At 62.8% G+C, this 25089-nt stretch carries 19 protein-coding genes; 12 read left to right on the forward strand and 7 right to left on the reverse strand.

Translation table 11 applies throughout. The features are described 5' to 3' along the window. Positions 1 to 50: 50 nt before the first annotated feature. Entirely contained in the window at positions 51 to 1304 is a 1254-nt protein-coding gene (gene urtA, locus P9875_RS20125) for an urea ABC transporter substrate-binding protein (protein WP_278316422.1), read from the reverse strand. 330 nt (positions 1305 to 1634) lie between these two features. Between urtA and P9875_RS20130 the strand changes: the two genes are divergently transcribed. Together P9875_RS20130 and P9875_RS20135 are read left to right on the forward strand one after the other, a co-directional pair. Then, on the forward strand, positions 1635 to 3056 hold the full coding sequence (locus P9875_RS20130; RefSeq protein ID WP_278316423.1) for a DUF262 domain-containing protein: 1422 nt from the start codon (positions 1635 to 1637) through the stop codon (positions 3054 to 3056). Beyond that, positions 3049 to 5100, forward strand: coding sequence for a DUF262 domain-containing protein (locus tag P9875_RS20135; protein WP_278316424.1), 2052 nt, complete (start codon positions 3049 to 3051; stop codon positions 5098 to 5100). Before P9875_RS20130 ends, P9875_RS20135 begins: the two co-directional genes overlap by 8 nt. A gap of 3 nt (positions 5101 to 5103) precedes the next feature. Here P9875_RS20135 and P9875_RS20140 read toward each other — a convergent pair whose 3' ends face one another. Then, complete coding sequence (locus tag P9875_RS20140) at positions 5104 to 5892, reverse strand: DUF4349 domain-containing protein (protein ID WP_278316425.1); 789 nt, start codon at positions 5890 to 5892, stop codon at positions 5104 to 5106. A 16-nt stretch (positions 5893 to 5908) separates the two neighbouring features. Next, positions 5909 to 6520 (reverse strand): transglutaminase-like domain-containing protein, encoded by a 612-nt coding sequence (locus tag P9875_RS20145; RefSeq protein WP_278316426.1) that lies wholly within the window; start codon positions 6518 to 6520, stop codon positions 5909 to 5911. Positions 6521 to 6785: 265 nt separating this feature from the next. On the opposite strand from P9875_RS20145, the gene P9875_RS20150 reads away from it, so the two are divergent. Genes P9875_RS20150 through P9875_RS20170 form a run of 5 tightly spaced genes read left to right on the forward strand, consistent with a single transcriptional unit; the run spans position 6786 to position 12663 of the window. Then, positions 6786 to 7367 carry a DUF2760 domain-containing protein gene (locus P9875_RS20150; protein ID WP_077406547.1) on the forward strand — a complete coding sequence of 194 codons (582 nt, stop codon included), beginning with the start codon at positions 6786 to 6788 and terminating at the stop codon, positions 7365 to 7367. Then, positions 7364 to 9235 carry an Hsp70 family protein gene (locus tag P9875_RS20155; protein WP_278316427.1) on the forward strand — a complete coding sequence of 624 codons (1872 nt, stop codon included), beginning with the start codon at positions 7364 to 7366 and terminating at the stop codon, positions 9233 to 9235. Before P9875_RS20150 ends, P9875_RS20155 begins: the two co-directional genes overlap by 4 nt. A 2-nt stretch (positions 9236 to 9237) precedes the next feature. Beyond that, the gene (locus P9875_RS20160) at positions 9238 to 12009 is read left to right on the forward strand and encodes an Hsp70 family protein (RefSeq protein WP_278316428.1); all 2772 of its coding nucleotides are present in this window, start codon (positions 9238 to 9240) and stop codon (positions 12007 to 12009) included. Positions 12010 to 12067: 58 nt separating this feature from the next. Next, a complete protein-coding gene (locus P9875_RS20165; protein ID WP_099380726.1) occupies positions 12068 to 12319 on the forward strand; it encodes an AbrB/MazE/SpoVT family DNA-binding domain-containing protein in 252 nt (83 codons plus the stop codon). Continuing rightward, complete coding sequence (locus P9875_RS20170; RefSeq protein WP_278316429.1) at positions 12313 to 12663, forward strand: type II toxin-antitoxin system ChpB family toxin; 351 nt, start codon at positions 12313 to 12315, stop codon at positions 12661 to 12663. The genes P9875_RS20165 and P9875_RS20170 overlap by 7 nt, the downstream gene beginning before the upstream one ends. A 62-nt stretch (positions 12664 to 12725) precedes the next feature. Here P9875_RS20170 and P9875_RS20175 read toward each other — a convergent pair whose 3' ends face one another. The 3 genes from P9875_RS20175 to P9875_RS20185 all read right to left on the reverse strand — a co-directional run bounded on the left by P9875_RS20175 (position 12726) and on the right by P9875_RS20185 (position 16163). Next, on the reverse strand, positions 12726 to 13124 hold the full coding sequence (locus tag P9875_RS20175) for a GFA family protein (RefSeq protein WP_278316430.1): 399 nt from the start codon (positions 13122 to 13124) through the stop codon (positions 12726 to 12728). 62 nt (positions 13125 to 13186) lie between these two features. Then, positions 13187 to 14728, reverse strand: coding sequence for a CHASE2 domain-containing protein (locus P9875_RS20180; protein WP_158301388.1), 1542 nt, complete (start codon positions 14726 to 14728; stop codon positions 13187 to 13189). 106 nt (positions 14729 to 14834) lie between these two features. Then, the gene (locus P9875_RS20185) at positions 14835 to 16163 is read right to left on the reverse strand and encodes a serine hydrolase domain-containing protein (protein ID WP_099380722.1); all 1329 of its coding nucleotides are present in this window, start codon (positions 16161 to 16163) and stop codon (positions 14835 to 14837) included. A 237-nt stretch (positions 16164 to 16400) separates the two neighbouring features. On the opposite strand from P9875_RS20185, the gene P9875_RS20190 reads away from it, so the two are divergent. Together P9875_RS20190 and P9875_RS20195 are read left to right on the forward strand one after the other, a co-directional pair. Next, a complete protein-coding gene (locus P9875_RS20190) occupies positions 16401 to 17543 on the forward strand; it encodes a sigma-54-dependent Fis family transcriptional regulator (protein WP_278316431.1) in 1143 nt (380 codons plus the stop codon). 143 nt (positions 17544 to 17686) lie between these two features. Next, positions 17687 to 19495 (forward strand): NAD(P)/FAD-dependent oxidoreductase, encoded by a 1809-nt coding sequence (locus tag P9875_RS20195; RefSeq protein ID WP_278316432.1) that lies wholly within the window; start codon positions 17687 to 17689, stop codon positions 19493 to 19495. Positions 19496 to 19625: 130 nt separating this feature from the next. On the opposite strand, the gene P9875_RS20200 is transcribed toward P9875_RS20195, so the two are convergent. Next, positions 19626 to 20192 (reverse strand): YceI family protein, encoded by a 567-nt coding sequence (locus P9875_RS20200; RefSeq protein WP_035820164.1) that lies wholly within the window; start codon positions 20190 to 20192, stop codon positions 19626 to 19628. A 333-nt stretch (positions 20193 to 20525) separates the two neighbouring features. Between P9875_RS20200 and P9875_RS20205 the strand changes: the two genes are divergently transcribed. The 3 genes from P9875_RS20205 (at position 20526) to P9875_RS20215 (ending at position 25079) form a co-directional block, all read left to right on the forward strand. Next, positions 20526 to 21041: a sigma-70 family RNA polymerase sigma factor gene (locus tag P9875_RS20205; protein ID WP_035820169.1), complete on the forward strand. Its 516-nt coding sequence runs from the start codon at positions 20526 to 20528 to the stop codon at positions 21039 to 21041. A gap of 8 nt (positions 21042 to 21049) precedes the next feature. Then, positions 21050 to 22045 (forward strand): FecR family protein, encoded by a 996-nt coding sequence (locus P9875_RS20210; RefSeq protein WP_278316433.1) that lies wholly within the window; start codon positions 21050 to 21052, stop codon positions 22043 to 22045. Between the two features lie 106 nt (positions 22046 to 22151). Beyond that, positions 22152 to 25079 carry a TonB-dependent receptor gene (locus P9875_RS20215; protein ID WP_278316434.1) on the forward strand — a complete coding sequence of 976 codons (2928 nt, stop codon included), beginning with the start codon at positions 22152 to 22154 and terminating at the stop codon, positions 25077 to 25079. The last annotated feature ends 10 nt before the right edge of the window (positions 25080 to 25089 follow it).

The following is a 25089-nucleotide window of genomic DNA, read 5'->3' on the forward strand; positions in this document are numbered from 1 at the left end:
TGATGGTCGGCACCACCGGACGCATTGCCCGATGGCGCTGGCGTGGCTCTTTACAGCTTTTGTTTGCCCTCATTGCCCTTGATGAACGGGCTCCACGGCTGGGCGCGTATCGGTTCCTTGGTTTTCCACACGACATTGAATTGCCCATCAGCCTTGATCTCGCCGATCATCACGGGCTTGTGCAGGTGGTGATTGGTCGTATCCATGGTCAGGGTGAAGCCCGACGGCGCCTTGACGCTCTGGCCGGCCATGGCGGCGATCACCTTGTCGGTATCGGTCGACTTGGCTTTTTCCACGGCTTGCGCCCACATGTGGATGCCGACATAGGTCGCTTCCATCGGGTCGTTCGTCACGACCGAACCCGCGTTCGGCAGCTTTTGCGCCACAGCATACGCTTTCCACTGCTTGATGAAGGCCGTATTCACGGGATTCTTGACGGACTCGAAATAATTCCACGCCGCCAAGTGGCCAAGCAAGGGCTTGGTATCGATGCCGCGCAACTCTTCCTCGCCCACGGAAAACGCGACGACGGGCACGTCCGTGGCTTTCAAGCCGGCATTACCCAGTTCCTTGTAGAACGGCACGTTCGAATCGCCATTGATGGTGGAAATGACGGCCGTCTTGCCGCCCGTGGAAAACTTCTTGATGTTGGCGACGATGGTTTGATAGTCGGCATGGCCGAACGGCGTGTAGACCTCGCTGATATCGCTATCCTTGACGCCCTTGCTTTTCAGGAAGGCGCGCAGGATCTTGTTGGTGGTGCGCGGATACACGTAATCCGTGCCCAGCAGCACGAAGCGCTTGGCGCCGCCGCCATCCTTGCTCATCAGGTATTCCACGGCGGGGATCGCCTGCTGGTTCGGTGCCGCGCCCGTATAAAACACATTCTTTTCCAGCTCCTCGCCCTCGTATTGCACCGGGTAAAACAGCAGGCTGTTGAGTTCCTTGAACACTGGCAAGACGGATTTACGGGACACGGAGGTCCAGCAGCCAAACACGACAGCTACCTTATCCTGTGCCACCAGTTGTCTCGCTTTTTCCGCGAACAAAGGCCAGTTCGATGCCGGATCGACGACGACGGCTTCCAGCTTCTTGCCCAGCACGCCGCCCTTGGCATTGATCTCGGCAATCGTCATCAAGGCTACATCTTTCAGCGACGTTTCGGAAATGGCCATGGTGCCCGACAGCGAGTGCAAAATGCCCACCTTGATGGTGTCGGCGGCCAAGGCTGCCTGCATATAAATGGACGTGGCTAGGGCCAGTGCGCCGGCGGCGGCCGCTTTCAGGATGATGCGTCGTGACATGGGGACTCCTGTGATAGGTTCGTGGGGTCAAAGCTGGGCATACGATGTTGTTAAAGCAGAATGCATGCCAGGGCTATACGCCAGCATGCCAGCTTACGACGCCACGATTTGGTGCAGCGGCGACTTTGTTGCACGAAAAAATGCCGGCTGCACAATGGTTGTGCGAACGGCGAACCTGCGTTCTAAATTGACGAAAATGAAAGACTAGAAGTTAAGTATTTGCAAGAATAGTTATCCGTGGGAAATTATCATATAATATATCCTTTAATGAAACTTCAGTGCGCAGTCCTTTATCTAGTTAACGATGAGATCGCGCCCCGGAACACACGCATGCAACCAGTTATCGATAAAGCCGTTCTGTCTGTTCAAAGTCTGCTGAGTCTTGAACAGCTCGAAGTCCCCAGCTACCAGCGCCCCTACAAATGGACACTAAAAAACATCAGCGAACTGTTTTCGGATATTGACAGTCATCGCGACAGATCCGCTTACCGCCTGGGATCTGTCGTCTTCCACCTGCGCCTGGCTGACGAACAGCATTGGCTCGATATTGTGGATGGCCAACAGCGTACGCTAACGCTCCTGCTGGCGATCAAGGCCATTATCGAGCGCAGACGTGGTGCATTGATAAGGCAAGACCTTAGGCAGACCCTTGGCGATCTCGAATACAAGGTCAATGCCTTCATGAAGCGCCAGCACTTTTCCAGCCTGATCTCCCAGCACAATCTGCGGCGCAATTTTCAGGAGCTACTGCGCCTGGTTGATCGCCCCGAATTCACCGAAGAACATATCGACTTTCTCCTCAATCGATGCGAAGTCGTAACCTTCGTGCTTACAGATGTATCGGAAGCCTTTCAATTTTTCGACTCACAGAATGCACGAGGGCGCGACTTGGCCCCACATGACCTGCTCAAGGCATATCATTTACGCGAGTTTGCGGAACATGAGGTGCCACTCAAGGCAGAGACCGTCGCTCACTGGGAAAACCTGCAAAGCGACAACCTTGCCACTTTATTTGCCACTTACCTGTTCCGGGTACGCCAATGGGCCGAGGGCAAATCGGCTCGCTATTTCGGCAAGGAAGAAGTTGATCTTTTCAAGGGCGTCAGCCTGCATCGGAAGGAGCTTCCTCCCTACGCGAAATCGCTGCAAATTGCGCACCATTTCGTGGATGAGTATAACCGTCAGTACCAGCGTCAGATTGACGGCCAGAAAGCGGAATTTCCCTTTCAACTGGATCAGATGATCATCAACGGACGACGTTTCTTTGAAATGGCAGAGCATTACCAGCGCATGGTATCTGCCATCGTCAAGGACGAGCATGCAGCCGATGAGGCGCATATTCTGGGCGAAAGGTTGAGTGAGCAGGCAAGCCGCATCATCAAGACACTCAACACCTATCAACGGCGCTATCGTACCGGAGACCAGTATGTACGTTCGATGTTTGACTGTGCTCTCATCTTCTATATCGACAAGTTTGGCGCCGAGGGCATCTCGGCTGCCATCGAAAAGTGCTTCATCTGGGCCTACCGCTGCCGTATCCGCCAGCAGGTCGTACAGCTAGCCACCATGGACAACTACATGCTGGAGTACAACCTGATACGAATTATCCGCGATGCCAGACACGCACGGGATCTGCTGTCTATGCCCTTGCAAACGCTCAATGCATCGCAAAACAAAAACAATCGCCATGGCGGCAAAGATAGTGAGGACGAGTTAATCGTCCTCTTCAGGGAGATGAATTATTATGAATGACAAGGCCGTACGACCCTTCCGTATCAAGGAACTGCTCAACAGCGGGGCCAGCTATCTGGTGCCTATGTATCAACGCAACTATGCGTGGGGCGAGGCAGAAGTCATGCAATTATTGCAGGACATACATGATTACCAGCAAAAAGCATCTGGCAACGAAACACCGCAGACCTACCATATTGGTACGTTGGTCGTATTTTCCCGGGAGCACGGTCGCTATGAAGTTATTGATGGCCAACAACGCTTTACAACATTTTCCCTGCTGGCAAATTGGCTGAGAAATCATGCTGCTTCGGCAGTGGACATGCATTGGTATGAACGCATCAATCTTGAATTCGAGAGCCGGCCTATATCGACCAAAACCTTTAACGCCCTATGGCAAGGGGTAACGCCGCACCAGATGCGCGGCGATGTATTCAACGAAGGATTGGTGAATGGCTACGAACTGATAGGCAAGGCACTTGATAACCTCAAACTGAGCGGTGAGCGCCTGACAGCCTTTTGCAGCTACTTGCTTGAGCATGTACAAATCAGCCGGATCGAGGTACCTGTAGATACCGATCTTAACCACTTCTTCGAAGTGATGAACAACCGAGGTGAACAGCTGGAAAAGCATGAAGTGGTGAAAGCCAGTTTGATGGAAGTTCTATACCGAATTACCGATAAAACCGTGCGTCTTAAAAGTATAAACGCCATGGCACACGTTTGGGATGCCTGTGCAAACATGGAGCGCTACGTACAATATGGTTTCACTCCAGAAGTGCGGCACGTCCTTTTTGGTCAAGACGATTGGGGGCAGTTGATACCTGAGAATTTCCAAGAACTGGTTGATCTGCTTGATTCCTGTGCGCAAAAGCAGCACAAAGAATCGAATCATGATAAAACGCAAGTCGACGCCAATGTCGAATCTCGATCCCTGTCCGAAATCCTGGAAGGCACAACGCTTGATGCAGGCTCGAAACAAGTTGAAGAGGCCGCAGGATCCGAGCGGTTCAATAGCGTTATCAATTTTTCAAATTTCTTGTTGCATGTCTTGAGGGTGATTACCCATGAACCCGGTGAAACAGAAGGTGTGCCTCTGGACGACAAGCAACTTATCGCACAATTCGAACTGAAAGTGCTGAAACAGGAAGACCCGATCACCGCGGCACAGTCCTTTGTTTATGCACTTTTAAAAGGCAAATTCCTGTTTGATCAGTGCATACTCAAGAGGGAATTTTCCCAAGGCAGTGACGGCTGGAGCCTGAAGCGGCTGCACTGGTACTCTGCCAAGAGCATCAGCTACATCAACAGTTTTGACGATGGCGAGGACGAGGACAAGCGTGAGGGAAGCAATCGGCAGATTCTGATGTTGCTATCTGCTTTCCATGTATCCTCGCCAACCCAGGTCTACAAGCACTGGCTTAATGGCGCCCTGCGCTATCTGTTCCTGGCCTACAAAAAGGATAGCCCGATATGCGCCAGCGAATACCTTGAGCATTTGGAGCAGCTTGCGCGACGCTTCGTCTTCTTGCGCTTTCTGCCCGAAGGAGAGGGACAATCTTATTACAGCATGATCTACGGCGAGGCCAGCCATCGATCAGTACTTGAGCACAACGCTCTGTCGCGCAACGAAGCACGGGAAATGCTGCGTTTTGGCGCCATCAAGAATAACTTGGTTTTTAACTTTATCGATTACCTGCTCTGGCGCCGTGACATTGGCAAAAATGAGGTAACAAGGCGCTTCGAATTCACGTTCCGTAGCTCTGTTGAACACCTATCTCCCCAACATCCGATGAACGGTTATGTGGTGATGCCAACGGCCTCTCTACACGCCTTTGGCAATCTATGCCTGATCAGTCACAGCAAGAACTCACGCTTGAGCAATTACCAACCCAAACAGAAATACGAACACTTCGAAGCAAGCATCAAGAATCATCAGATCGACAGCCTGAAGCTGTTGTCGATGCTCAATCTGATGAAAAAAAATGATTGTTGGACCCAAGAGGAAGTCAGCATGCATGAAGAGGAAATGTTGGATCTGCTATTTCCCCTGCATCCTCAGTAGGCTCTACGTCTGGCGCCGGCCACCACGCAGGCGGCGCCAGCCCTTGCGTCCCAGCGGGAACAGCAGCACGAAAGCGATCAGCCATGGCAGGATATAGGCCATGGCCGTGATGGCGTTGGCCACGCCTTCCGACAGATTTTCCGTGAAATTGCCCAGCGCGCGCTTGACGGGCCGCCAGAACGATTGCTTGCCTTCAGCACTGATGACGACGTTCAGCAAGTCCGTGTCTATGCGCTGCATCAACAGCGCATAGGCCGCCGTCGCCTGTTCCAGCTCCACTTGCACGGTGGCCAGTTCCTTGCTCACCTTGATCAGGGCATCGACGTTCGTGCCCGAACGCTTTTCCAGGTCTTGCAATTGCGCCTGGTATTGCTTGAGCATTTCCAGGCGTTTCTTGCTGTCGAGCACAGGGCGGCCCAGGTCTTCCACCTTGGTGCCCTGGCTGGTGACGTCGCCTTCGGCCGTGACCAGCGCGACGAGCTTCTTGATGCCGGCCGGCTTGGCGCGCATGCTGATGCGCGCATGCACATAGCGGCCGCTGTCGACGCTGGAATCGAGCAGCAGGCAGCCGTTTTCCGTGTCGGCCTTGCAGGCGGCGACCACCTTTTCATACAGGGGCCGCACTTGCGCCTCATTCGTATCGACGCTGACATTATGTTCATAGGCAAGAAACTCGCTGCCCTTTTCCTTGCCCTCAAGGCGCGCGGCGCTCGATTGCCCGCCGCTCTCGCCTTTGCTGCCGCAACCGGCCAGCAACATCAGGCCGATCAGGCCAATACAGATTTTTTTCATGATTTCTTTCTATGGATTATTTTTGCAGAGGCAACAATTCGATATCGGGCAAGTGCGCCGCCACGTCCTGCACCGTCACATGGCCGGTCAGGGACGCCACCACCTGCGGCAGCGGTTCCGCCCAGATTTCCGGCAAGTCGCGCTCCTCGGGCGCCAGCACGGGAAAGGCCAGCTGCTCGCGCGGCGGCGTGAAGGCGGCATCGACGCCGGGCTTGTTGCCACGCGCATCGATGCGGTACCAGCCGAAGTCCTGCAGATATACTGCGTTCAAGCCATGCAAGCAGAACGGCGGCCCCACTTCGCCGACGGCCAGGCGCTGGTAGCACAGGCCGGCAGGAATGCCGTTGGCGCGCAGCAGCGCGGCCAGCAAATGGCTCTTCGCATAACAGTATCCCGTGCCATGCTGCAAGACGTCGGAAGCGCGGCAAGTGACGGGATTGCGCTGGTAGTCCCAGCTGTGGGCAATCTCGTCGCGCACAAAGGCAAAGCAGCGGGCCGCAATGGCCGCGTCGCCCACCGCGCCTGCCGCCAATGCGGCTGCCCTGGCGCGCACGGCCGGATGGTCGCTGTCGATATACAGGCTGCTGGCTAGATATATGGAAAAGTCGGGGGAAAAGTCGGTAGACATGGCATCCAGGTCATGCAAAAAGATAATGCGCGATTCTAGTCGAAACAGCATGAAATCGAGCGTTTCCTTGCGCAGGAACAAAGAAAATCCACGCGTCAGGCTCTCTGCGCGGGGGGCGGCGACTTTGGCGCCGGCCCGGTAGCTGGTATCATGCGGGCAAACGCAACCGGCCACACAGACCCGGCACAAGCACTACCCTGCGAAGCGGCCCCGCCACTGGGCGCGCCGCCGACGCCACCCTACAGATCAGAGAAACGAGTTCCCTATGAGCACATCATCGTCCCACCCATCGTTCTGGCGCCGTGTCCCGCTGGCTTTCGGTGCCTTCTTCAGCACCCTGTCGGACGCCGCCTATGCGGCCCGCGTGGAAAAGCTGTCCCTGCCCGAGGCCGCTCCCGTCGCGCCAGTGGCACCTGCGCCAGCGCCCGTGCCGACGCCAGCCGCCGCACCCGTCATTTTGAAAGAAGCGACGCCCGATGCCGCCCTGCAATTGCTGGCCCTGCTGCAACGCGAAGCGCGATTGATCGACTTCACCCAGGAAAACCTGGGCAGCCATGCCGATGCCGACATCGGTGCTGCCGCCCGCGTCGTGCATGAAGGCTGCGCCAAGGTCATGCGCGAATACTTCACCATCGAGGCCGTGCGCCAGGAAGCCGAAGGCAGCCGCATCGTCCTGCAAGAGGGTTTTGACAGCGCGCAAGTACGCCTGACGGGCAACGTGGTCGGTTCGGCGCCATTTACGGGTACCCTCAGCCATCGCGGCTGGCGCGCCTCCAGCGTGCGCCTGCCGAAACTGAGCGAGCAGCACGACGCCGCCATTCTGGCACCGGCCGAGGTGGAACTGTGAACGATACAAGCAACCCAAGCCCGCGCTACGCCATCGGCATCGACCTGGGCACCACCCACAGCGCCCTGTCGTATGTGAACCTGGTCGAGAGCGACGGCGAGCAATCCAGCCACGGCGTGCTGAAAGTGCCGCAACTGTCAGCGCCGGGCACCGTCGAAGAATTGTCGCTGCTGCCATCGTTCGTCTACCTGCCGCACGCCGATGAAGTGGCGGCGGGCGACCTGGCCCTGCCCTGGGTCACCGAGGAAGCGCAAGCGCCGTTCGCCGTCGGCGAAATGGCCCGCAGCCGCGGCGCCACCACGCCGATCCGTCTGGTGTCGAGCGCGAAAAGCTGGTTGTGCCACCCGGGCGTGGACCGCCGCGCAGCCATCCTGCCGAACGACGCGCCGGCCGAAGTGGCGCGCATCTCGCCCATCACGGCCGCCACGCGCTACCTGACGCACTTGCGTCAGGCCTGGGACAACGCCCACCCGCAAGCGCCGTTCGCGCAGCAGGAAATCACCGTGACGATTCCCGCCTCGTTCGACCCGGCCGCGCGCGAGCTGACGATGGAAGCGGCGCAGGCGGCCGGCTACACCTCATTGACCTTGCTGGAAGAGCCGCAGGCGGCCCTGTACAGCTGGATCCAGACCAGCGAAGGCCGCTGGCGCAAGGAAGTCAAGCCAGGCGACATCATTTTAGTGGTCGACGTGGGCGGCGGCACCAGCGACTTTTCGCTGATCGCCGTGCTCGAGCGCGACGGCGTGCTGGAACCGCATCGCGTGGCAGTCGGTGAACACATCCTGCTCGGTGGCGACAATATGGACCTGGCGCTGGCCCACCTGGTGGCGCGCAAGCTGGCCGCCAACGGCACTCAGCTCGACGCCTGGCAAATGCGCGCGCTCACGTATGGCTGCCGCAGCGCCAAGGAAAGCCTGCTGGCCGACAGCGGCCTCGATGTGGCGCCGATCGTCGTGCCGAGCCGCGGCTCGAAATTGATCGGCGGCTCCATCCGCACGGAACTGACGCGCGCGGAAGTGTCCACCTTCATCCTCGACGGCTTCTTCCCGCAGGTGGAAGCATCGAGCCGCCCTGCCGTGCGCACGCGCGCGGGCCTGACGCAACTGGGCTTGCCGTATGCGCAGGACGCGGCCATCACGCGCCACCTGGCCGCGTTTTTGGGCCGGCAAGTGGCGGCCACCAGCGAGCTGGAAGGCTTCGCCGGTCGCCAGGCGGACGGCGCCAGCTTCTTGCACCCGACGGCCGTGCTGTTCAACGGCGGCGTCTTCAAGTCCGACTTGCTGGTCCAGCGCATCATGGCGACCGTCAACGACTGGCTATACATGGAAGGCGCGGAACCGGCGCGCATGCTGGCCGGGGCCGACCTGGACCTGGCCGTGGCGCGTGGCGCGGCCTATTACAGCTACGTGCGGCGCGGCCATGGCGTGCGCATCCGCGGCGGCACGGCCAGCTCCTTCTATGTCGCCATCGAATCGGCCATGCCGGCCATCCCCGGCATGGAACCGCCGATCCAGGCCCTGTGCGTGGCGCCGTTCGGCATGGAAGAAGGCAGCGAACTGGAACTGCCGGGCCAGCAATTCGGCCTCGTCGTGGGCGAGCCCGTGCACTTCCGCTTCTTTGCCTCGTCCACGCGCCGCAACGACCAGATCGGCGACTTGCTCGACTTCTGGGGCCCGGACGAATTGCAGGAACTGAGCGAAATCCAGGCGACCTTGTCCGCCGAAGGCCGGTCGGCCGGCGACGTGGTGCAGGTCAAGCTGCATGCGCGCGTGACGGAGGCGGGCACCCTGGAACTGCTGGCCGTGTCCCCTGACGGCGCCGAGCGCTGGAAAGTGGAATTCGACGTGCGCGGCACGCCGCAGCCATAAGCATGCGCGGCGCGAAGGTGCGGCCGGCCTTCCTGGTCGGCATCGACCTGGGCACCACCAACACGGTGGTGGCGTATGCGGCGGCTGGCGATGCGCAGGCGGAAATAAACCTGTTCCCCATCGAGCAGCTGGTCGCCCCCGGCGAAGTGGCTGCACGCCCGCTGCTGCCGTCCTTGCGCTACCACCCTGCCGCCGGCGAACTGGCGGCGGGCGACTTGCAGCTGCCGTGGCCGCAGCAGGACCCAGCGAGCGTCGACCATGCAGTACTGGGCGCCCTGGCGCGCCAGCTCGGCGCCCAGGTGCCGGGCCGGCTCGTCTCCAGCGCAAAGAGCTGGCTGTCGCATGCGAACGTGGACCGCCAGGCGCCCATCCTGCCGTGGGGTGCGGATGCCGACGTGGCCAAGGTGTCGCCCGTGGCGGCCAGCGCCAGCTACCTCGCGTATGTAGGCGCCGCGTGGAATCACCGCTTCCCCGATTCTCCGCTCGAAGAGCAGGAACTGGTGCTGACCATTCCCGCCTCGTTCGACGAGGGTGCGCGCGCACTCACCCTGGAAGCGGCCCGCATGGCGGGCTTGCCCACCTTGCGATTGGTGGAAGAACCGCAAGCGGCCTTCTACGATTTCCTGCAACGCCGGCGCGCCACCCTGCGCGACGACCTGGCCGACACGCGCCGCATTCTGGTATGCGACGTGGGTGGCGGCACCACGGATTTCAGCCTGATCGACGTGGCCTTCGATGGCAACGGCGAACCGCAGCTCACGCGCAGCAGCGTGGGCAACCATTTGATACTGGGCGGCGACAATATGGACCTGGCGCTGGCCCACCTGGTGGAAACGCGCATGGCCGCTGGCAGCGAAGGCGGCATGAAGCTATCGGCCGCGCGTTTGTCGCAGCTGATGGAACGCTGCCGCGCCGCCAAGGAATTGCTGCTGTCGCACGATGCGCCGGACAGCGCCACCGTCACCCTGCTGGGCGCGGGTTCGCGCCTGATTGGTGGCAGCCGGTCCGCCGACGTCACGCGCGAGGAAGTGACGGCCATGGTGGTCGACGGCTTCTTCCCGAAGGTGGAACTCACAGAGACAGCGAAAAAAGGCCGCGCCGGCATCGTCGAATTCGGCCTGCCGTATGCGCAGGACGCGGCCATCACGCGCCACCTGGCCAGCTTTCTGCAACAGCACCAAGGGGTACTGCCCGATACCCTGCTGCTCAATGGCGGCGTGTTCCGCGCCGACGCGCTGGCGCGCCGCCTGGCCGACACGCTCGCCCACTGGCGCGACGCTCCGCTCACCATTCTGCATAACGATAATCCCGACGTGGCCGTGGCCCGTGGCGCCGTCGCCTACGCGCTGGCCCGCCGTGGCCAGGCACCGCGCATCGGCGGCGGCTCGCCGCGCAGCTACTTCCTCGTGCTGGGCGAGGCGGGCAAGGACAAGCGCGCCGTCTGCATCCTGCCCCGTGGCAGCGCCAGCGGCGAAGAGATCCGCCTGACGGAGCGCCTGTTCGCGCTGCGCCTGGGCCGGCCCGTGCGCTTCCACCTGGCCACGTCCCTCTTTGAGGCGGGCACGCCGCCGCAACTGGGCGAAATCGTCGATCTGGATGCCGGAGAATACTTGCGCCTGCCGCCGCTGGCCAGCGTGCTGCAAGCGGAAAGCGGTGACAAGCGCGACATCACCGTGCAGCTGGTGACAGTCATGACGGAAGTGGGTACCCTGGAAGTGCATTGCGTGGCAGCAGCGGATGCCGGCCAGCGCTGGCTGCTGGAATTCCAGCTGCGAGGCGAAGAGGACGTAGCAAGCGAAACGTCCAGCGTATCACCACGCGTGAAAGAAGCCATCGAGAAAATCGAGCGCATCTTCGGCGGCAAGGCGCAAAAGGTCGAAACCAAGGAAGTGCGCCAGCTGCGCCAGCACCTGGAACGGGGGCTGGGCGGACGCGAAAGCTGGGACACGCCGCTCTTGCGCCAGCTGTTCGACGCCCTGCTACAACGCGCGCGTGGCCGGCGCCGCTCCGCCGAACATGAGCGGGTCTGGCTGAACCTGGCCGGCTACTGTTTGCGGCCCGGCTATGGCGACGCGCTCGACCCGTGGCGCATCGAGCAGCTGTGGGCCCTGTTCGACGCGGGCGTGCAGCACCACAAGGACAACCAGGTATGCGCCGAATGGTGGACCCTGTGGCGCCGCGTGGCCGGCGGCTTGAGCACGGAGCAGCAACTGCGCCTGCTCGACGACTTCGCCTTCAACCTGCAAGCCGATGCGGCCCAGCGCGGCAGCCGCCCCGTCACCCTCGTCAACGGCAGCGATGAAGACATGTTGCGCCTGGGCGCCTCGCTCGAGCGCATCCCCGGCGCCTACAAGGCCGAAGTGGGCGCCTGGCTGATCAAGCGTCTGCAGAAGGCTGATAAAAAGGGCGAAGTGGCGGACACGAATACCCTGTGGGCGCTGGCCAGGGTCGGCGCGCGCCAGCCCTTCCACGGCAGCGCGCATGAAGTGGTCGACAGCGCCACCGTGGCCGAATGGCTCACGATGCTGCTGGCGCTGGACTGGAAAAAGACGGAACCGGCGGCATTTGCCGCCACCCACCTGGCGCGCATGACGGGCGACCGTTCGCGCGACATCGACGACGCGCTGCGCGCCACCGTCCTCGCCCGCCTGAAAGCCGTCGGCGCCCCGCCCCTGTGGCAGGCGATGGTCAGCGAAGTGACGCAGCTGGACGAAGCGAATACCAAGCGCATGCTGGGCGAGGCGCTGCCGCCGGGGTTGAAGCTGATCGGGTAAACACCGTCCTTGATTATCAGATTACATGAATCTACAATGTAGATACATAGGAGGTCATATGGAACTATCGATCCAAAAATGGGGCAATAGCGCGGCCGTGCGCTTGCCAACGGAACTGCTGGGCATGCTGAAGGTGTCGCTGGGCGACAAGCTGGCGGTCGATGTGCGTCCGGACGGCGTATTCCTGAAAGCCAAGCGCCCTGCCTTCACGCTCGATGATCTGGTTGCCCAATGCGATGTCACGGCGCCAGAACCGGCCGACATGGCGGCATGGAGCCAGATCAAACCGGCTGGCCGCGAAGCATGGTAAAGCGCGTCCAGTTCGGCCGTGGCGATATCGTGATGGTCAATCTGGAGCCAACGGAAGGCCGTGAACAGCGCGATGCGTCCCGGCCAGCGCTGGTGCTTTCCACCAGCGCCTTCAACACGCTCGGCGTCGTGCTGGTCGCCCCCATCACGCAAGGCGGCGATTTTGCCCGCCACGCGGGCTTTGCCGCGTCATTGAGCGGCAGCGGCACGGCAACGCAGGGGGTGGCGCTGGTCAACCAGATCCGCATGCTCGACCTTGAAGCACGCGGCGCAAAGCGCATCGAAACCGCGCCTGAATTCGTCGTGGAAGACGCGCTGGCGCGCCTGCGCGCCATTACCGACTAAATTGACGCCAGTAGCATGTCGGATTACGCGCTTGCGCGCCTCGGCGGCCCCGCTAATCCGACCTACCCCTCGCTACGCGCCCCACGATACCGCGGCAAGCCATCGGCCAATCTCACCCACTCCAGTTGCGTGTCCGTATAGATATGGCTGTGCGGTGGCAGTTGTTCGGGGTCGTCCAGGCTGCTGGTGGTCAGGCCAACCTCGTCCAGGTCGCGCGCATCCTCGAACGTCAGCTGCGTGCCGCAGCGGGGGCAAAAACTACGCGTGCAGTGTTCGCTGGACGCGTATGGCGTGGCCTGTCCCCGCAGCCAGCGAAAGTTCGCCCGTGGCACACTGAACCAGGCGACAAACGGCGCGCCCGACGCGCGGCGGCACATCGAGCAATGGCAGGCCGTTTCATGGAAGGCGCCCGTGCCCGCTTCGTAGCGCACGTCGCCGCATAAACATCCTCCGCTCAACATGGCATCCTCCTGCAAATGAAAAAGGCGCCCAGTTTAGCGCCGCTGCGGCGCCACGGTTTGCGCTAGATCAGGGCGATGATCAACAGCAGCACCGCCAGCGGCGCCTGCACCAGCACGATGCCCGGATGCGTGCGGCGCAGCTGGGCCCACACGGACAGGCCCGGCACTTCCTCGTGCGGATGGTGGGCTTCGTCGCGCAGCGACATCGCGTGCAGGAACATGCCGGCGATCAGGGGGCCGGGATTGACCCACCAGCCCTGCTCGAGCAAGCCGCGCGACAGGTAAATGGCCAGCGCGCCGATGGCAAACGGCGAGGCCCACACCAGCGCCAGCATCAGGCGGATGCCATAGAATTCCGCCAGGGTGCCCATGCGGTGCAGGCGGCCGAAATCGTGGCCTTCCATGCGCTTGTCGATGGCCAGTTCGGCGCGGCCGTACAGGGTCCACAGACCGCCGAACAGGCAGCCCAGCAGCACGCCGATGACGATGTCGGCCACGAACACCGCATATTTGTTGACGTCGGCCGTGCCGATGCCCAGCGACGTGTGGGCGGCCGCATGCAGGTGCAGGCCGGCCTGCTCGCCTTCTGCCGTCGTGTAGCGGTCGCGCACGTCATACGTGCTGCCGATATACACGACGTTCTTGCGCAGCGCGCCGGCATCCACGCCAGCCTGGCCGTCGCTCAGTTTGACGCGCGTGCGCGTGGGGTTCAGGAATGCCGGCGCCACGGCGGCCGGGTGAAACGGCGCGGTAACGGCGTTCTGCTCGGCCGCCGCCTTGGCGTCGCCGCGGATGACGGGTTCGAACGCCCAGCGCGCCAATTCCTTTTCGCTGCCCGTGCGCCGCGCCAGCTGGCACACGCGGCCGGCCAGCGCCATCACTTCCTTTTGCTCGGACAAGGCGGCCGGCATGGGCTGCTTCTGCTCCTGCTCGTCGGCGCCATGCGCCAGCTCAAAGGCCACGGCCGCCAGCACGGGGCTTTTCAGCTCGATGCGCGTGACGGCGCCCATGCGTTCGCGGATCCGCGGGCTGGCAAAGTGGATGCCGGCCGCGCAGCGCGCGCGTATCCACGGCAGGTTCGCGTTGCGGTCCGATTGCTCGGGCAGGATCAGCACCAGTTGCCGGCCATTCGCGGCCAGCCGGTCAAGCAGGCGGTCCAGCGGCCGCTCGCCCGCCTTGTGCTGTTCATATACGGCCGGCGCCAGGTCCAGGTCGATGGCCAGCACCTTGCTGCCGCGCGCGGCGGCGCTGGCGATCAATTGCTCCAGGCGCGTGCGCTCCAGCGGTTCGCGCTCGTCGAAGACCTGTTCGAACGCGGGCTGGTCGATTTCGATGATGCCGGGCCGGTAGGCGGCGCCCGGGTCCTTGCCCCGGTCCAGCAGCCGCTCCTGCGCCGCGCTGGCCCGCAGCATGGCCGCATCGAGCCATTCGAGCACGTGAAAACCCTCCAGCGCCAGCATCAACGCGGCGATCAGGCTGGCGCCGATCACGTGGTGCAGCAGATGCGTGCCAGTCAGCTTGAAAGCCGAACCAAGCTGGGCGACCGGCCACAGCAGGCGCCGCCAGAGTGGCGGGCGCGGTTGATCCGGCTGACTGGTTTCCACGGTGCGTACTCCTTGCGTGCGGCGCATGAATTATCACCCAAACAACAAATGATGACGAAAGGATAGTGTATTGCAGTTGAGTCCGTTCCGCCGCACGGCTGGCAAGCTACTGCGGCTTGGCCAGCAGTAGCTTGCCCAGCGCTTCGAAGGCCGGCGTGGTGGTCGGGTCGTTGGCCGCGTTGGCCGCCGTCGGCGTGGAGGCGAAACGCACGATCACCATTTCCGCCTTCGGATCGATGTAGATGCGCTGGCCGTACACGCCGCGCGCCATGTAGGCGCCATGCTCGTTATGCGTGACCCACCACATGTCGCGGTAGCTCCAGCCCTTGAGCAAATCGTAGCCGCCCTTGGCGAACAGCTGCTTGTCGCCGCCACGGCGGATATCGTCGACGGCCGCCTTGGGCAGTATCTGCTGGCCGTTATAGCGGCCATCGTTGCGCAGCATTTCGCCGAAGCGCGCCAGGTCGCGCAAGCCCGCATTCAAGCCGCCGCCGGCAAACGGCGTGCCCGTCGAATCGACCGTCATGTAGGCATCCTGCTCGGCGCCCAGCTTTTGCCAGACATGCTCGGACAGGTATTCGTTGACGCTCTGCCCCGTGACGCGGGCGATGATCCAGCCCAGCACGTCGGAGTTGACCGTACGGTAGCCGAAGCCCTCGCCATGCCTGCCCTCGTGCCGCACCGTCTGCAGGTACTCGAAATAGCTGCGCGGTCCCGTGTAATCCTTCGGCTTGGGCAGCGGGCTGCCGGCCGCCGCGTGCTGCCACACTTCCGCTTTCGGGTCGGCGTAATCTTCGCTGAATTGCAGGCCCGTGGTCATGTCGAGCACCTGGCGCACGGTGGCGTCGCCAAACGCGGACTTCGCCAGCTCCGGCACGTACTCGGCCACTTTCTTGCCGGGATCGAGCTTGCCTTCGGCCACCAGGGCCGCGCCGATGGTGCCCATCACGGACTTCGTCACGGACATGGCGCCATGCTGGCCGCCCTCCTTCAACACGCCGAAATAGCGCTCATACACGATGCGGCCCCGGTGCAGCACGACGATGCCGTCCGTGTAATTGGCGCCCAGCGACTGCTCCCAGGTCATCGTCTCCTTCGCGCCCAGCGGGGTAAAGCGCAGGCTGTCGATATCGTTGCGCAGTGCGCGCGGCAAGGGCACGGGCGCTTTCAAGCCGCGCGCCACCGCCACCGTCGGCATCAACTGGCGGAAGTGCGACACGCTCCAGCGCAGCTGGGGGAAATTGAAATAGCTGCCATCGTCGAAGCGGATGATCTTATCGGCCGGCGGCGGCGCGCCCACCATCCATTGCAATGCAGCCGGGTCGCTGGCGGCGGCCGACAGCGGCGCCGTTGTCTCTGCCGCATGGGCGCCGGCGGCCAGCGCCAGGCAGGCGGCGGCCAGGGCCAGGCGACGGATGGGTGGCAATGTCTTCATGCATATCTCCTGTCATGGCTGACGCCGGCAACGGCGCTCGCTTCATGCGATGCATGCTAACAGAGAAACTTTTTATCTTGTCCTGCGGCATCCTATTGTGCGGGCCACGCGCTGAGACTAACGTCTCACGCGCGCGCCATGCTGCAGCGCAGGATGCGCGACCCGGCGCTTCGTGCTAAAAACGGGGCGACAAGCAAAACACCATAAAAACCAGATACCGAGACACTGGAGAGCACCATGCCCTACGTCCGCCAGACCAGCCATATCGACCGCGTGCGCGACCTGATCGCCGGTCGTATCGTCAATCCGGGGGCCGACACCGCCCGACTGGCCTCGTCCTACCGGCGCTCGCTGGACGACTACCGGCTCGATCCCGCCTCGACGACAGGGCCGCGCATCCTGACGGGCGCCGAACTGCGCGCCATCCAGCAGTCCGAGGAAGATTTTTTGCGCTCCACGGGCCAGTGCCTGCCGCGCCTGCACGCCATGGTGCGCGAAGCGGGCTACTGCGTCATCCTCGCCAATGCGCGCGGCGTGACGATCGACTACGTGGTCGACACGGACCAGCGCAAGGATTTCAAGAAGGCGGGCCTGTACCCCGGTTCGTGCTGGTCGGAAGAAGAGGAAGGCACATGCGGCATCGCCTCCGTGCTGCTCGACCATGAAGCCATCACCGTGCACAAGACGGACCATTTTCGCGCCGCGTTCACGGGCCTGACCTGCAGCGCGGCGCCGATTTTTTCGCCGCACGGCGACTTGATCGGCGTGCTCGATGCGTCGGCCTTGAACTCGCCCGACGCGCGCGACAGCCAGCGCCTGGTGAAACAACTGGTGCGGCAAGGCGCGACCCTGATCGAGGACGGTTTTTTTCTCAAATCCTACAGCCATTGCTGCATCCTGCTGGCGCACCGCAACCGCCACTTCGTGGAAGTGCAGCCGGAGATGCTGCTGGCCATCGACGAGCATGGCGACATCGTCGCCGCCAACCGCTGCGCGCGCGACGTCATCACGGGCCTGGATAGCCTGCCGCGTCCTGTCGGCGACGTGCTGGAAGTGCGCGCCGAGCGGCTGTTCGATGCACGCGCGGGACACAATCTGCTGTCCTTGCGGCTGGCCGGCGGCAGCACCTGGCTGCACGCCCGCGTGCGCGCGCCGCTGCGCCCGGCCAAGGCGCGTGCGCGCGCCACCCGTGAGGCGACCGTCGCGCCCAATGTGCTGGAATACACGGCGCCGGAACTGGCCGAACGCACGCGCATCGTCCACGCCATGAACGCCGCCAAATGGCGCCCGCTGCAGGCAGCCGCCATGCTCGGCATCTCGCGTGCCACCCTGTACCGGCGCCTCAAGCAGCTGCACATCGTGGCGCCGCACCGGCAATGATGCGCCAAACGCGCTGAGACTTCCGTCTCAATAGCCGTCATGCTGCGCTGCGCAATGCGGCGCCGGAACGCCAGTGTTACAACATCGTCAGCGGCAACACAGCCGCATCCCATCATAAAGTCAGCAGACTTGGAGGAGACACGATGCAAACCGATATCAACCCGCACGACCTGGCCGTGGCCGGCATCCTGGAGCAGCTCGAAGGCTGTCTTCGCGCCAGTGACGGCACGGGCGCCGCGCAACTGTTCGAACAGGACGGCTACTGGCGCGACCTGGTGCTGTTTACCTGGAACCTGAAAACGCTGGAGGGCCGCGAACAGATCGCCGCCATGCTGGCCGCCCAGCTGGGCGCCGTGCAGCCAGTCTCCATCCGCATCGCCGATGGTGAACATGCGGTGGAAGCGGGCGGCGTGCTGCAAAGCTGGATCACCGTGGAAACGAACGCGGCGCGCGGCGTGGGCTTCATCCGCATCCGCGACGGCAAGATATGGACCCTGCTCACCACCATGAGCGAATTGAAGTGTTTTGAGGAAGCCAAGGGCGGCCGGCGGCCCATGGGTGCGGAACACGGCGCGCGCACGAATCGCAGCAGCTGGCTGGAACAGCGCGAGCAGGAAGCGACGGAACTGGGCTATACGCGCCAGCCCTATTGCGTCATCATCGGCGGCGGCCAGGGCGGCATCGCGCTCGGCGCGCGGCTGCGCCAGCTGAACGTCCCCACCATCATCATCGAGAAAAATGCCCGCCCCGGCGACAGCTGGCGCAAGCGCTACAAATCCCTGTGCCTGCACGACCCCGTCTGGTACGACCACATGCCGTACATCCCCTTCCCCGACAACTGGCCCGTCTTCACGCCGAAGGACAAGGTCGGCGACTGGCTGGAAATGTACACCAAGGTGATGGAGCTCAATTACTGGGGCTCGACCTCATGCGAATCGGCCAGCTTTGACGCAGCCACCGGCGAGTGGACGGTGCAGGTGCTGCGCGAGGGCCAGCCCGTCACCCTAAAACCGAAGCAGCTGGTGCTGGCCACCGGCATGTCGGGCAAGGCCAACATGCCGAAGTTCAAGGGCATGGACGTGTTCCAGGGCGAGCAGCAGCATTCGTCGCAGCATCCGGGTCCGGACGCGTATGTGGGCAAGAAGGTGGTGGTGGTCGGCGCGAACAATTCCGCGCACGATATCTGCGCCGCCCTGTGGGAAGCAGGCGTGGACGTGACCATGGTGCAGCGCTCGTCGACGCACATCGTCAAGTCCGATTCCTTGATGGACCTGGCGCTGGGCGACCTGTACTCGGAACGGGCGCTGGCGGCCGGCATGACCACATACAAGGCCGACCTGACGTTCGCCTCGATTCCGTACAAGATATTGGCCGACTTCCAGAAGCCCGTCTTCAAGGCCATCCGCGAACGCGACGCCGATTTTTACGCGCGCCTGGAAGAACGGGGCTTCATGCTGGACTTTGGCGACGACGATTCCGGCCTGTTCATGAAATACCTGCGCCGCGGCTCCGGCTACTACATCGACGTGGGCGCCTCCGAGCTGGTCGCCGAGGGCAAGATCAAGCTGAAAAGCGGCGTCGGCGTGCAGGAACTGAAAAGCCACTCCATCGTGCTGTCGGACGGTACGGAACTGCCGGCCGACCTGGTGGTGTACGCCACCGGCTACGGCTCCATGAATGGCTGGGCGGCCGACCTGATCTCGCCGGAAGTGGCGAATAAAGTGGGCAAGGTGTGGGGATTGGGTTCGTCCACGACGAAAGACCCTGGCCCGTGGGAGGGCGAACAGCGCAATATGTGGAAGCCCACGCAGCAGCAGGCGCTGTGGTTCCACGGCGGTAATCTGCACCAGTCGCGCCACTATTCCCAGTACCTGTCGCTGCAGCTGAAGGCGCGCATGGAAGGGTTGAACACACCCGTGTATGGACAGCAGGAGGTGCATCACCTGGCGTGATGTCGACTACCTGGACGAAAAAAACGGCGGGCTATTTGCCCGCCGTTTTTTTCAGCTTCAACCCAAGAGCAAAAACTGGGGTCGGACCCTCAGGGTCCGACCCCGGCAGTGCAGATGTCGGGTTTAAAAATTACTGCTTGATCGCTTCGATCGCAAACGTCAACGTCACATCATCGCTGACCGCTGGCGCATATTTGCCGGCGTTGAATTCCGAGCGTTTGATCTTGGCCGTGGCGTTGGCGCCGCAAGCGTCTTTTTTCAGCATCGGGTGCGGTGCGCAGGTGAACGAGGTGACGGTCAGGGTGACTGGCTTGGTCACGCCTTTCAGGGTCAGGTTGCCGTCGACGGAGGCCAGCTTGTCGCCATCGAAATTGAACTTGGTCGACTTGTAGGTGGCGACCGGATACTTGGCCGTGTCGAGGAAGTCTTCGCCCTGGATGTGCGAGTTGAACAGGGTCGAACCCGTGTCGACGGACTTGGTGTCGATCAGCACTTCGACGGCGCCCGTCTTGGCGGCGCGGTCCAGGGTGACCTTGCCGGTGGTGTTATTGAAACGGCTTTGCTGCGTCGAGAAGCCCATGTGGGTGTACTCGAAACGGGGGAAAGTGTGGCTGCCATCGATGACATAGACTTCAGGCGCGGCAACAGCGGACAGCGAGAAGCCGGCGGCGGCGATAAAAGCGAGCAGTTTTTTCATTGTAGGTTCCTGATAGAAAGTGGAGGATGTCAAAACCGCAAGCAGCTGCAGGCGGTGGCGCATGCGGCTGATTGTCTGGCTTCAGTTGCAACAGATTATGCATGGCATGAAGATCGATGTAAAACGGAAAATATACCTAGTTAGCATCGATAAAATCGATAATAGCGGGCAATACGGTCCGCGACAGCGCCTTCTGCTGCCGATTATTGTCTGCATTGCCAAAAATATCCAGCGTTATCCAGCACCTCGAATATGACATCAGATGAGAATGATTCTTGTTATTATTTGATGGGCTTGCTATCATTGCCGGCTTTGATAACGAGGAAACGCGCGGTGCTTGAACGCTATTACCAGGAATTGCTGCGCTTGATTTCGCGCTCCACCGGCTGCCGCGACAAGGCGCAGGACGTGGTGCAGGAAGCCTACGCCCGCATCCTGGCGCGCGAACCGCTCGGCGGCGCACCTGCCCTGCACAGCGGCGCGGCGCCCGATAGCGGCCAGCGCGCGCTGCTGTACGTGACGGCAAAGAACATCGCCATCGACGAACAGCGCTTGCACCAGCGCCGCCCCCACGACGACATCGACACGCCCCATTTCCAGCTGCGCGCGCCACGCGCCGACGAACCCGAACAACGGCTGCACGACCGGCAAACCATGGAGCGCCTGCTGGCCATCATCGACGCCTTGCCGCCGCGCTGCCGCCAGGCGTTCGCACTGTACAAGTTCGATGGCCTGAGCCAGATCGAGATCGCCGCCCAGATGGGCATCTCCGTCAACATGGTGGAAAAACACATCATCAACGGCATGCTCGCCTGTAAAAAAGGCATGCCCGAGCGGGATACGCTATGAAACAGCGCATGACATCACAAGACACGACGGCCGACGACATCGATTTCCTGGCGGCGCAATGGCTGCTGCGCCACGACGCGGGCCTGGCCGCGCACGAACTGGCGGCGCTGGATGCATGGCTGGCCGCCGACGCGCGCCACCAGCAAGCCTGGCAGGCGCTGGCCCGCACCGATGCGCTGCTGGCCAGCCTGCCGGCGCAGCGCGTGGCGGCCTTCAGCCAGCCTGCCCCGGCGGCGGGCGCGCTGTCATCGCTGCTGCGGCGGCTGCGCCAGGCAGCCTCCTTCCCGCCACGCGGCGCGCTGGCCGGCGGCTGTCTGCTGCTGTGCGGCCTGCTGGCCTGGCCGCTGGCCAGTCATTGGCAGCAACCGGGCTTCCAGCACGATTACAGCACGGCGCGCGGCCAGTTCGCCACGCAAGTCCTGCCCGACGGCAGCCGCATCGAACTCGATAGCGGCAGCGCCGTCGACGTGGCCCTGTACCGCGACCGGCGCAGCGTGCGCCTGCTGCGCGGCCAGGCCATGTTCCATGTGCACGCCGACCCTGCGCGTCCGTTCCAGGTCATTGCGGGAGCGGCCACGGCGACGGTGCTGGGCACGCATTTTTCAGTGCGCCACGTGGGCGCGACGACACAGGTGAGCGTGGCGCAAGGCACGGTGCGCGTGGAAAGCGAAGCCGGCACACATGCCGAAGTGCTGCAGGCGGGCGACACGGTCACCGTCACGCCGCAGGGCGTGACGGCGCTGGCCAGGGTCAACGCGCAAGCGGTGGGCAACTGGCGTGCGGGGCGCCTCGATTTCGAGGACGCCACCCTGGCCGAAGCGCTGGCCGAATTCGAGCGCTATGGCGATACGGGCCTCGTGCTCGGCGATCCGGCCCTGGCCGGCCTGCGCCTGAACGGCAGCTTCGACGCGAAACTGCCGGCGCAATTTGCCGCCGCCCTGCCGCTGGCCTTGCCCGTGCGCGTGGTGCGCCGGGACGGCAAGCTGCATATCGTCGCCCGCTGATTTGTCCCCATGACGCGAAATAAAATTCATCCGCACGTCAGGGTAAATGAGACTCATTCGTTTTAACTATGAAGGACCACCACATCACCATAGGAAAAACCTGCATATGAATCCGCCGCGCCCTCCCCTGCACGCCCGCCTGTCTCCCCGCCTGTCCCCCCTCTTCCTGGCCATCGGCCTGGCCTTCGCCACGCCCGCCATGCATGCCGCCGCCGCGCCGGTGGCGCAGGTGGAATGGCAGATTCCCGCGCAGCCGCTGAACCGCGCGCTGAACGAGCTGGCGCGCCAGGCCGGCATGGTGCTGCTGGCCGACGCGCGCCTGACGCAGGGACGCCACAGCGCGCCGCTGCAAGGCCGGCACTCGCTGCCCGAGGCGCTGCGCCAGCTGCTGGCCGGCAGCGGCCTGCAAGCGCAGCTGCAAGGCGGCACGACCATCATCATCAGCGCGCCCGCGCCTGTCTCTGCCGGCGCGGTGCAGATCGGCACGCTGCGCGTGAATGGCCAGGGCGGCAGTGGCAGTTTCGAGGCGGACGACACGGATCCGGCCGACCTGCCCTACCTGACGCCGGCCGCCTCCGTGTACATCGGCCGCGAGCAGATCGAGCGCTTCCGCGGTACCTCGCCAGCCGACATCTTCAAGGGCGTGGCCGGCGTGCAGGTAGGCGACAGCCGCAACAGCGGCGCCGTCGACGTCAACGTGCGCGGCATGCAGGGCCAGGGCCGCGTGCCCGTGCTGATCGACGGCAGCCTGCAATCATCGACCGTCTACCGCGGCTACGCGGGCGTCGCCGACCGCAGCTACATCGACCCGGACCTGATCAGCGCCATCCGCATCGACAAGGGCCCGAACCTGTCGGCGCAAGGCGCGGGCGCCATCGGCGGCATGGTCAGCATGCAGACGCTGCGACCGGAAGACATTTTGCGACCAGGCCAGCGCACGGGCGTGCGCCTGCGCGGCGGCATCCAGGACAACAGCGTCTCGGCGCCCGCCGATTTCGGCAGCACGCCGCGCACGCAGCGCAACAAGCTGGACAACCCGCGTAGCGGTTTTGGCAGCATCGCCGTGGCCACGCGCCAGGACGACTACGACCTGGTGGCCGCCATCAGCCAGCGCAGCATCGGCAATTATTTTTCCGGCACACGGGGCTTCGAACGCTATCAAATGCTCAATGAATGGGGCGACGACAATGGCGTGACGCAGTTCTTCAAGAAGGGCGACGAAGTGCTGAACACGGCCAACCGCACCACCTCGGCCCTGCTGAAAGCCAGCCTGCGCCTGCCGCACGAACAGAAGCTGGAACTGGGCTACCGCTATTTCGACAGCAGCTATGGCGAAATCATGCCCTCGCAAATCTACCGCAACAGCACCGGCAGCATTCCCCAGTGGGATCCGAGCCAGGTGCGCACCAACGCGCTGACGGCGCGCTACGAGTGGAAACCGGAAGGCCAGCAGCTGATCGACCTGAAGGCCAACCTGTGGCTGACGGACATGCAGAGCAAGTCGCGCAACGGCGACATCTTCAGCAATCCGCTCGAAGGCAAGACCAATCCAGGCGACCATGAATGCAAGGAGTGCGTGGAAGTGCTGTACCTGGCGAAGAACCAGGCGCGCAGGGTCGGCGCCGACCTGACGAACACCTCGCGCTTCGCCACCGGCATGGGCGCGCTCAAGCTCGATTACGGCCTGTCCCTGCAGAACGAGGATATCGGCCCGGCCGACAGCGTGGCCATCCTCGATGACGACCTGAATGCCAACCACACCCTGCGCAACGGCAAGCGCCACGAGCAAAGCGTGTTCGCCTCGCTGCAGTGGCAGGCGCGCGACTGGCTGACGGTCGAGGCGGGCGGACGCTTCCAGCGCTTCGATTCGCGCGACCGCAACCGCCGCGCGGAACAGCAATACCAGCCGCAGGGCTGGCAATGGGTCACCATGTGGGACAAGGACGGCGGACAGCTCGGCGCGTCGAAGTGGTACCAGGATGCGCAGGGCCAGTTCACGGCGGCCACCAATCCCGCGCTGGTGGGCGGCATGGTGGAACGCTATGGCGAGGAACCAGCGCCGCTGGACGTCTCGCAGGTCGCCGACTGGAGCGGCAACGACTATGTCTTCCGCGACGCCATCCCCGGCCTGTTCACCTACAGCAAGCCGATCCGCCGCAAGGACCACGGTTTTGCGCCCACGTTTGCGCTGACGGCGCGCCTGTCCGACAGCGTCAGCGTGTTTTTGCGCGACGCGCGCGGCTTGCGCATGCCCAGCCTGTACGAGTCGACGATGGGTTTCTCGGCCACCTATTCCTCGCCCCTGAACGCCGAGCGCAGCCACAACCGCGAGATCGGCGTGAGCGTGGTCAAGGATGGCGTATGGAGCGCCGCCGACAAGCTGCGCCTGCGCGTGGCGTATTTCGACAACGTCACGCACGGCTACATCACGCGCCGTCCGATTCCCGACTTGCCGGCCCATGCGCAGAATTTCTCGATGGCCAATACCGACAAGTACAGCGTCTCGGGCGTCGAACTGCAGTCATCATATGACCGGGGTAGCGTGTTTGCCGACTTTTCCGGTACCTGGAACCGCAAGACCCTGATCTGCGACGCGGCCACGGCGGCCTATTTGCGCAAGGCCAGCAAGTGGCAATCGGAGATCTGGAACACGCCAGACTGCTCGCCCATCGGCTTTAGCAGCTCCTACGTGAGCAACCATATCCAGCCCAAGCTGAGCGCCAACCTGACCCTGGGCACGCGCTGGCTGCAGGAAAAACTCACCATCGGCACGCGCCTGACGCACGTCGGCCACCCGCTGGCGCGCCAGGACGACAAGGCCGTGTGGCAGTCGTGGACGGGCACCTCGCCGCAGGTGCTGACGCAGGCCTACACCCTGGCCGACCTGTTCGCCAGCTACAAGATCACGCCCAACGCCACCATCGACGTGGCGGTGGACAATCTGACGGACCGCTACTACCTCGATCCGCTGACCCTGAGCCTGATGCCGGGACCGGGCCGCACGGCGCGCGTCACGCTTGGCCTTCGTTTCTGATTTGATTCAT

Origin of the sequence: Janthinobacterium rivuli (assembly GCF_029690045.1) — a bacterium.
GTDB classification, from domain to species: domain Bacteria; phylum Pseudomonadota; class Gammaproteobacteria; order Burkholderiales; family Burkholderiaceae_D; genus Janthinobacterium; species Janthinobacterium rivuli.